We start from the raw sequence: 7,696 nt of genomic DNA on the forward strand, positions 1-7,696 counted from the left end.
ATCGGCGCTGCGCGCCGCTTCCCCCGGGATCGACACCGATCGCGGCACCGTCAACGACGCTTGCGAGGACGGCGACGATGCCGTAGGTCAGGCGGGCAGCCTGTGACGGCCAACGAAGCCTCGCTCACCGCGCTCGCCGCCAGTGCCGCATTCCGATCTGAGGAGTCCAAGCGCAGCATCGAGAAGGCGCTCAAGCAGATGCGCCGCGACGGTGAGGCCATCAGCGTCGCGGCCGTCGCCCGGCGGGCCGGACTGGCCCGCGCCACCGTCTACCGGCATAAGAAGTTGCTCGAGAAGATCCACCGGCAACGCCGGAGCGCCGCGCCGGATCGTCCCGCTGACGGCTCAGCCGCGGCCGTGCCGCAGCCAGCGGCCGACCCCGATGCCGGGGTGATCGCAGGAATGCACCTGCGACTGCGTCACAAGGACGCCAAGATCGCCGAGCTGACCCGGCAAATCAAGCACCTCGAGGGCACCATCGCCCGGCTGCACGGTGAGATCGACGACCTCTCACCGGACTGACCGCCACCCTCCGGCACTGCCGGCCCGATCAGCTACTGCAACCAACGGGCGCAGTCCTCGGCTGCCCGGGCCAGCACCGTCTGCAGGCGATCAGCTCTCCGGGCCCGGTCGGTGAGAAAGGCGATCGCCGTCTCGCCATCGAGGTCTCGGGACGGCGCGCACATCCAGCACGCCGCGGTCCACGGATCAGCCGCACCGCGCAATGCACGCCAGACAGCGAGCAACTGCTCGTCAACCCGCCGGTCGGGGCGGAACTGCCAGGCCGGGAATACCGGCGTGCCGGCGGCGAGCGGCACCGCGATCACGTGGTCGGCGGCGACCATCGCGCTCAGTTCAGCGTCTGTGACCGTGAGGTAGCTGGTGACCCCGTCCGCGTCGTAGAAGGGCCCAACGAGCTGGTCGAGCAGAGAGCCTGCGCCGTCAGAGTCGTCGGTGTCGGTGGCGGCCTCGTTCACGCGGTCGATGATCCTTGGCGCGGCGTGGGCTTGTCCACCCCCGATCCCGGCCCCTGGGGGGGTAAATACTGACGGATATGGCCAGAAGCGACGAGGCTGCGCAGTTCGTCTCCGGCAATGACCGGTTGACCCAGATCCTGTCCGATCCGCAGCTACGGACACGTGTGGATGCGATCGTCGACGAGATGAGCCTGATCGACCGCCGCTACCGCGCGGCCGTACAGGCCCTCGACAGCGCCGTGGCCGCGACGGAACCTCTGATCGGGCCCCATGGCGGCACGTCGGCCGCCGTAGTGCTCGAGGCACTCCAGCGGCGCCTCCTGGCCGCCGGTGTGCGTGAGGTTGGCATCACGCTCACGCTCGCCGATCACGAGGTGACGGTGCCGATGCAGCGGGTCATCGGCGGCGCCGAACACTGAACCGCCGCAAAGGGGCGGTGCTCGTTAGTCGGTCGCAGCGGCGTCGGGGACGAAACCGCTCGCCGCTGCATCGGCTGCGCACAGTGTCCTGGCCCAGCTCCCGCGGTGCGAAGGCGCACCCTGCGCGCCGCACTCCTCACAGGTCCGCTCCGATCGCCGCTCGGCCGCCCGGATCAGATCGTTGAAGCCGGGCCGGGACTTGTCGGGCTCGAACTCGACGTAGTAGCGCAGGCCGCCGAACTTCTCCTTGACCTGCACCAGCTGGTAGTCGGGGTCGATGGCGCTGAGCTCGTGGTCGAGGTCGATGATCAGCTGGTACCAGCCGCTTCGGATGTCGAGCGAGGGGTACGCGCCCGGAAGAAAACGAGCGCGGATCCGCTCCAGTGCAGCCTCGGTCAGGTCCTCTGTCATGGTCTGAGCCTGCCAGCCCCGGCACACCGGCGGTCCACACCCCCGACCGCAACCCGGCCTGGCTGGATCCGGCCGAAACTGCCGCCGAGCGTGAACGCTGCATGAACACCGCATCGGCGTACCACCACCGACCTGGTATCGGATTTCGATATCGACTACCGTTCTCGAGGTTGGTAGGTCACGACTGAGGAGGATCGGTGTCCGAACAGGCTGCGCTGCAACGAAGACTCGGCGTCGGTGACGCGGTGGTCATCGGTGTGGGGTCGATGATCGGCGCGGGGATCGTCGCCGCGTTGGCGCCGGCGGCGTCCGCGGCTGGTTCAGCGTTGCTGATCGGCCTCGCTGTCGCCGCGGTGGTCGCGTACTGCAACGCGGTCTCGTCAGCGCGGTTGGCCGCGCGGTACCCGCAGTCCGGCGGTACGTACGTGTACGGGCGTGAGCGCTTGGGCGCATTCTGGGGGTATCTGGCCGGGTGGAGCTTCGTGGTCGGCAAGACCGCCTCGTGTGCGGCGATGGCCTTGACGGTCGGCGCGTACGCGTGGCCGGAGCACGCGCGTGCCGTCGCTGTCGGCGCGGTGGTGGCGTTAACGGCGGTCAACTATCGCGGGGTGCAGAAGTCGGCGTTGCTGACCCGGGTGATCGTGGCGGTGGTGCTGGCCGTGCTCGCCGCGGTGGTGGTGTCGGCGAGCGGGTCCGGATCGCTGCATGCCGAGCGGCTGGCGATCTCCTCGCCGGTGTCGGTGTACGGGGTATTGCAGGCCGCGGGCCTGTTGTTCTTCGCGTTCGCTGGGTACGCGCGGATCGCGACCCTCGGTGAGGAGGTGCGTGATCCGCAGCGCACGATCCCGCGGGCGATTCCGATCGCGTTGGCGATCACGCTCGTGGTGTACGCGGTGGTGGCGACGACGGCACTGGCGGTCCTGGGCCCGGAGCAGATGGCCGCCTCAGCGGCGCCGCTGACCGACGTCGCTCGCGTGGCCGGCGTCCCGGGGATCGTCGCGCTGGTCAGTGTCGGTGGCGCGATCGCTGCCTTGGGGTCGTTGCTGTCACTGATCCTGGGCGTGTCCCGCACCACCTTGGCGATGGCGCGCGATCGGCACCTCCCGGAAGCGCTGGCAGCCGTGCACCCGAAGTTCGGGGTGCCGCATCACGCCGAGATCGCCGTCGGCGTGGTCGTCGCCGTTCTCGCCACCACCGTGGACGTGCGTGGCGCGATCGGCTTCTCCTCGTTCGGGGTACTGGCCTACTACTGCATCGCCAACGCCTCGGCCTGGATGCTCAGCAATTCTGAAGGCCGCCCCCGTCGGCTGATCCCGATCGTCGGCGCAACCGGTTGTGTCGTGCTGGCGTTCACGCTGCCACTGCCTTCGGTGTTGACCGGCGCCGCAGTCATCGCCCTCGGCGCCCTCGTCTACGGCGCACGCCGGCAGATGCAGGCCCGGTGAACGGTCCCGGTTTCGGTATCGTCGACCGATATGGACCTGGTACGTGACCTACTCCGCGGAGTCGTTCCCGTCCACGTCCTGCACCATGCCGCCGAAAACGGTGGGGTCTACGGCGCGTGGATGACCGACGAACTCGCCCACCACGGATACCGCATCTCACCGGGCACCCTCTACCCACTGCTGCAACGGCTCGAGGACGCCGGGCTACTGACCTCGCAGGAGCAGACCGTCGATGGCCGCGTCCGCCGCGTCTACACTGCCACGACCGCAGGGATCGACGAACTGGGCAACCTCCGCCGGGTCATCGGTGAACTCTCCGGCGAGCTCCTCGATCCCAGTCCTCGCGAGGACAACTCCTGCTGACCGGGCGCAGTCGTGGTCACCGGCCAGCTCGCAGCGGCGTGCCTATCGGCTGGCCAGCTCGGCGATCAGGGCGCTGACGCGGGCGGCGATGTCGACGCGGACCAGATGCATCCGGAGATTATCTATAGCTGACGGGTCCGGTGAGGGGTTGGCCAGCAGGGATGTTGTGGTGGGCATGTCCACCACACGGTCGTAGCTTGACGGTAGGACGGAGCCCGTTAGCGGGTGCGCATCCGAATACGGGGGCTCAGCTCAGTTGGTAGAGCATCGCCTTTGCAAGGCGAGGGTCAGGGGTTCGAATCCCCTAGCGTTGCGGGTTACTGACGAACGTCGTCAACAGAGAGCTTCCGGCTACCGGTCGGGTGGCTAGGTTCGTGAGGGTCAGCATCACTTGTTCACGAATTTGAGCGCCATCCGGGGCAGGATCTGCCTTGGAATGTTCATGAATTTGAGCGTCACTCGGCGGGCGTTGCGGCTCCCCCAGCGAGACGGTTCCGGGTGTGGGCGAGGCGGTAAGAGTCGGTGCCGGATTCGATGATGTTCCCGCAGAAGGTCAGCCTGTCGACGATGGCGGCGCAGCATCATCGCACGAAACCAGCAGGTACGCGTCGAACCTCGGCGCCCATTCAGAGGGACTGTCTCGATCGGTGTGATGCTCCGCCGCTGCATTGTTCGCTACAGAGTCATCTGTAGTGCATGACACGATGAATGAGGGCGGGTAGGAGGTGGGCCGTCGCTCGCAACTCGTGGTCCTCGTCAGGGGGCTCCACGCTTCCGAGTCCTCGCCCGTGGTACGGGGTGTTCGCCTCGAGCCTCGTGCACGCGCTCTGGTGAGTTCCGGCTTCGTTGACAGTGGATTGGCAGGATCGGGTGGCATTGTTTCGGTGTGTTCACTGATATCGCCGGGATTCCGGCGCATCCCTTGTTCGTTCACGGTGCTGTGGTGTTGGTGCCGCTTGCAGCTCTGTTACTGGTGGTCTGCGCATGGTCGGCTCGGGCCTGCGACCGCGCGGGCTTGGTTCTCCCGGTCCTTGCGCTTGCTGCGGTGATCGGCTGCTATCTGGCGAAGGAGTCGGGGGAGCGGTTAGAGAAGCGGCTGGCGATGGCTTCGATGCGCGCGCAGATCGAGGATCACTCGACGCAGGGGACAGTCACGTTCTTGTGGTCTATTGCCTTGTTCGTTCTTGCGGTGATGGTGTGGGCCGGTTCTAGTTCGTGGGTTCATCGGAAGGTTCCGGTGATGGCCGCTCTTCGTGGGCGGGTGGGCGCAATCGCGCTCGGTGTTCTGTCTGTTCTTGTTGCCGTCGGTGGGATCGTCGGGGTGGTGATTGCAGGGCATTCGGGCGCGGCGATGGTGTGGTCAGGCATTTGACGATCGGGTTATCGGGCTGCGGCGCGCTGCGGTGGCGGATCTTGGTTTAGGTGAGGCTTGTGGTTCCGAGGAGTCGGCCGATCGCGTAGGTGATGGCCATGGCGGCTGCGCCGCCGACGAGGAGCCTGATGACCGCTGTGCGGCGGTTGGCGCCGCCGAGCGCGGCTGAGGCGTAGCCGGTGACGGCGAGTCCGACTGCGACGGCGAGCACGATCCAGAGCATGCGGTGCCAGGCGATCAGGGAGGCTGCGATGGGGATGAGCGCGCCGAGGCTGAACGCGACCGCTGACGATAACGCCGCTGCCAGGGGATTGGTCAGTTCTTCCTGGTCGATACCCAACTCGATGTCGAGATGAGCACGCAAGGGGTCGGCGGCAGTGAGTTCAGTGGCGACCTGCCGGGCGGTCGCCTCGCTCAGTCCCTTGGCGGTGTAGAGGCCGACGAGTTCGTCGAACTCCTCTTCCGGCTGCTCCAGAAGTTCCCGTTGCTCTTTCGCGATCCACGCCTTCTCGGTGTCACGCTGGGTGCTCACGGATACGTATTCACCGAGGGCCATTGCTGATGCGCCTGCTGACAGTCCGGCGACGCCGGCGACCAGAATGGCTCCGGGGGTGGCGGCGGTTGCGGCGACGCCGATCACCAATCCCGCGGTGGAGAGCAGGCCATCGTTGGCTCCGAGGACTCCGGCTCGGAGCCAATTCAGCTTGCTCCCGACTGCGCCGCTGTGCGGCTCACCGTCGTGTCCTGAGCGTTCTGTCGCGGTGTCGGCGATCCCGTCCCTGTTCGTCACAGCGGCCAGACTAAACGCTGGTCAGCGGCCATTTCAACGAACGTGAGGCTACCCTAGTGCAGGGGGAGGGACTGCTGCACCGATAGGTGACATCTGATCTGGCTTGCCCGAGGGGTGGGCCTGGAAGGATGGCCATCGTGCCTAAGCCCTATCTGCAGGAGTTCCGTGACGATGTGGTCCGGGTTGCCCGGGACCGTGAACCTGGGGGGACACTCGCGCAGGTCGCGAAGGACTTCGGGATCCACGAGATGACCTTGACGAAGTGGCTGCGCCGCGCCGACATCGACGACGGCACCAAGCCCGGCATGACGAGCGGGCAGTCCGCTGAGCTGCGGGAAGCCAACAAGCGAATCCGGTTGTTGGAGCAGGAGAATGAAGTCCTGCGCCGGGCCGCGGCGTATCTGTCGCAGGCGAACCTGCCGGGAAAATGATGTACCCGCTCGTGCAGGAGCTCGCCGCCGACGGGATCCCCGTCACGGTGACGTGCCGGGTTCTCAAGCTCGCCAGACAGCCCTACTACCGCTGGCTCAAGGACGCGGTCACCACCGCCGATCGGGTCGCGGCGGACCGGGCGAACGCCCTGTTCGACGCGCACCGTGATGATCCAGAGTTCGGGTACCGACTCCTCGCCGATGAAGCCGAAGCTGCAGGTCAACCGATGAGCCCGAGGACGGCGTGGCGGATCTGCTGCGCTAACGGCTGGTGGTCGAGCTTCGGCAAGAAACGTGCACGCAACGGTAAGAAGCCCGGTCCGCCGGTGCACGACGACCTGGTCGAACGGGACTTCACCGCTGAGTCCCCGAACGAGTTGTGGTTGACGGATATCACTGAGCACTGGACCGACGAGGGCAAGCTCTACCTCTGCGCGATCAAAGACGCTTGCTCGGGGCGGATCGTCGGCTACAGCATCGACTCCCGCATGCACTCGCGGCTCGCGGTGGCTGCGCTCAACAATGCGGTCGCCCGCCGAGACGATGACGTCTCGGGTTGTATTGTCCACTCCGACAGGGGCTCTCAGTTCCGATCGCGCAAGTTCGTGTCCGCTCTCAACCGGCACGGCCTGGTCGGATCCATGGGTCGCGTCGGCGCCGCCGGTGACAACGCAGCGATGGAATCGTTCTTCGCGCTCCTGCAACGCAACGTCCTCGACCGGCAACGGTGGAGCACTCGCGAGCAGCTACGGATCGCGATCATCACCTGGATCGAGCGGACCTATCACCGCCGACGCCGGCAAGCACGCCTCGGCCGGTTGACCCCGATCGAATACGAGACCATCATCAACACAGCCGCCTCGGCGGCATAACACCGCAACTGTCACCTATCGGTGCAGCAGTCCCAGATCCGCAACGGAAACATCGTGAACCCGAGCATTCTGTCGTTCCAAGGTCGCACTGCTACGTACCCGCACTGAAAGGACGAGTCTGCCAGGTGTACCGGAACAAGTCGCTACGAGCGTCTGCGAAGACGGCACGTGCGCCAGCAGCGCGACCTGACCTGTTCGGCCAACCGGGCGAGCTGACTTCGGCTCACCGCGAGCCGAAAACTCCCCGTCCTCGTAGCCCAGGATGTGCCGCGCCAACGCAACGACCGTTCTAATCCCAGCACTCTAGCACTTCAGGAAACCAAATCCAGCAGGTGATGGACGCGCCAGCCTCGACTGCGTCGCTCAGCAGGCGGCGGCGCTGCATAGGCTCCTGACCTCGCTGCCGCCTGACGCCGCGCGGCGCGTCACCGGCGGCGAGAAGGACACGATCTCCCAACTGGCCTCGCGGATGCTGTGGTCCTCCACTGCGGACCTGTACCAGCAGGGGCGCTATGAGTACGCGAAGCAGGTGGTCGCGCGGGCCCGGGGCGGCGCAGCGGAGGGGATCACCGAGCTGCGGCTGGTCACGAACTCGCTCGACACCAGCGAGCAGTTC

General features: G+C 66.6%; 9 protein-coding genes and 1 tRNA gene. 7 read left to right on the forward strand and 3 right to left on the reverse strand.

Features of this window, described 5'->3' with window-relative positions; translation table 11 throughout:
• Positions 1-102: 102 nt before the first annotated feature.
• Positions 103-522: a DUF6262 family protein gene (locus IJH84_RS06160; protein WP_168546436.1), complete on the forward strand. Its 420-nt coding sequence runs from the start codon at positions 103-105 to the stop codon at positions 520-522.
• A 32-nt stretch (positions 523-554) separates the two neighbouring features.
• Here IJH84_RS06160 and IJH84_RS06165 read toward each other — a convergent pair whose 3' ends face one another.
• Positions 555-977, reverse strand: a complete 423-nt coding sequence (locus tag IJH84_RS06165) for a hypothetical protein (RefSeq protein ID WP_168546435.1) — start codon at positions 975-977, stop codon at positions 555-557.
• 77 nt (positions 978-1,054) lie between these two features.
• On the opposite strand from IJH84_RS06165, the gene IJH84_RS06170 reads away from it, so the two are divergent.
• Complete coding sequence (locus IJH84_RS06170; protein ID WP_168546434.1) at positions 1,055-1,396, forward strand: hypothetical protein; 342 nt, start codon at positions 1,055-1,057, stop codon at positions 1,394-1,396.
• Positions 1,397-1,420: 24 nt separating this feature from the next.
• On the opposite strand, the gene IJH84_RS06175 is transcribed toward IJH84_RS06170, so the two are convergent.
• The gene (locus IJH84_RS06175) at positions 1,421-1,807 is read right to left on the reverse strand and encodes a hypothetical protein (protein WP_168546433.1); all 387 of its coding nucleotides are present in this window, start codon (positions 1,805-1,807) and stop codon (positions 1,421-1,423) included.
• A 197-nt stretch (positions 1,808-2,004) separates the two neighbouring features.
• Here IJH84_RS06175 and IJH84_RS06180 point away from each other — a divergent pair, with 197 nt between their 5' ends.
• From IJH84_RS06180 to IJH84_RS06195, 4 genes are all read left to right on the forward strand, one after another.
• Complete coding sequence (locus IJH84_RS06180) at positions 2,005-3,252, forward strand: APC family permease (RefSeq protein WP_295141360.1); 1,248 nt, start codon at positions 2,005-2,007, stop codon at positions 3,250-3,252.
• A 30-nt stretch (positions 3,253-3,282) separates the two neighbouring features.
• On the forward strand, positions 3,283-3,615 hold the full coding sequence (locus IJH84_RS06185; protein ID WP_168546431.1) for a PadR family transcriptional regulator: 333 nt from the start codon (positions 3,283-3,285) through the stop codon (positions 3,613-3,615).
• A gap of 249 nt (positions 3,616-3,864) precedes the next feature.
• Positions 3,865-3,922 (forward strand) — tRNA-Ala (locus tag IJH84_RS06190).
• 579 nt (positions 3,923-4,501) lie between these two features.
• Positions 4,502-4,987: a DUF2231 domain-containing protein gene (locus IJH84_RS06195; protein ID WP_168547852.1), complete on the forward strand. Its 486-nt coding sequence runs from the start codon at positions 4,502-4,504 to the stop codon at positions 4,985-4,987.
• A gap of 46 nt (positions 4,988-5,033) precedes the next feature.
• On the opposite strand, the gene IJH84_RS06200 is transcribed toward IJH84_RS06195, so the two are convergent.
• Positions 5,034-5,777 carry a VIT family protein gene (locus IJH84_RS06200; protein WP_295141368.1) on the reverse strand — a complete coding sequence of 248 codons (744 nt, stop codon included), beginning with the start codon at positions 5,775-5,777 and terminating at the stop codon, positions 5,034-5,036.
• A gap of 137 nt (positions 5,778-5,914) precedes the next feature.
• Here IJH84_RS06200 and IJH84_RS06205 point away from each other — a divergent pair.
• Positions 5,915-7,080, forward strand: a protein-coding gene (locus IJH84_RS06205; protein WP_295141371.1) for an IS3 family transposase whose coding sequence is annotated in 2 segments (ribosomal slippage) — positions 5,915-6,199 and positions 6,202-7,080 — 1,164 coding nt in all. Because the reading frame shifts where the segments join, the coding sequence is not laid out codon by codon here.
• Positions 7,081-7,696 lie beyond the last annotated feature (616 nt).

The organism is Saccharopolyspora sp., from assembly GCF_017434145.1.
Taxonomy (GTDB): Bacteria; Actinomycetota; Actinomycetes; order Mycobacteriales; family Pseudonocardiaceae; genus Saccharopolyspora_C; species Saccharopolyspora_C galaxeae.

Excerpts from the sequence above, each read along its gene's own strand:
- IJH84_RS06185 (WP_168546431.1), top strand. The coding sequence starts at position 3,283 with ATGGACCTGGTACGTGACCTACTCCGCGGAGTCGTTCCCGTCCACGTC.
- IJH84_RS06175 (WP_168546433.1), bottom strand. The coding sequence starts at position 1,807 with ATGACAGAGGACCTGACCGAGGCTGCACTGGAGCGGATCCGCGCTCGT.
- IJH84_RS06170 (WP_168546434.1), top strand. The coding sequence starts at position 1,055 with ATGGCCAGAAGCGACGAGGCTGCGCAGTTCGTCTCCGGCAATGACCGG.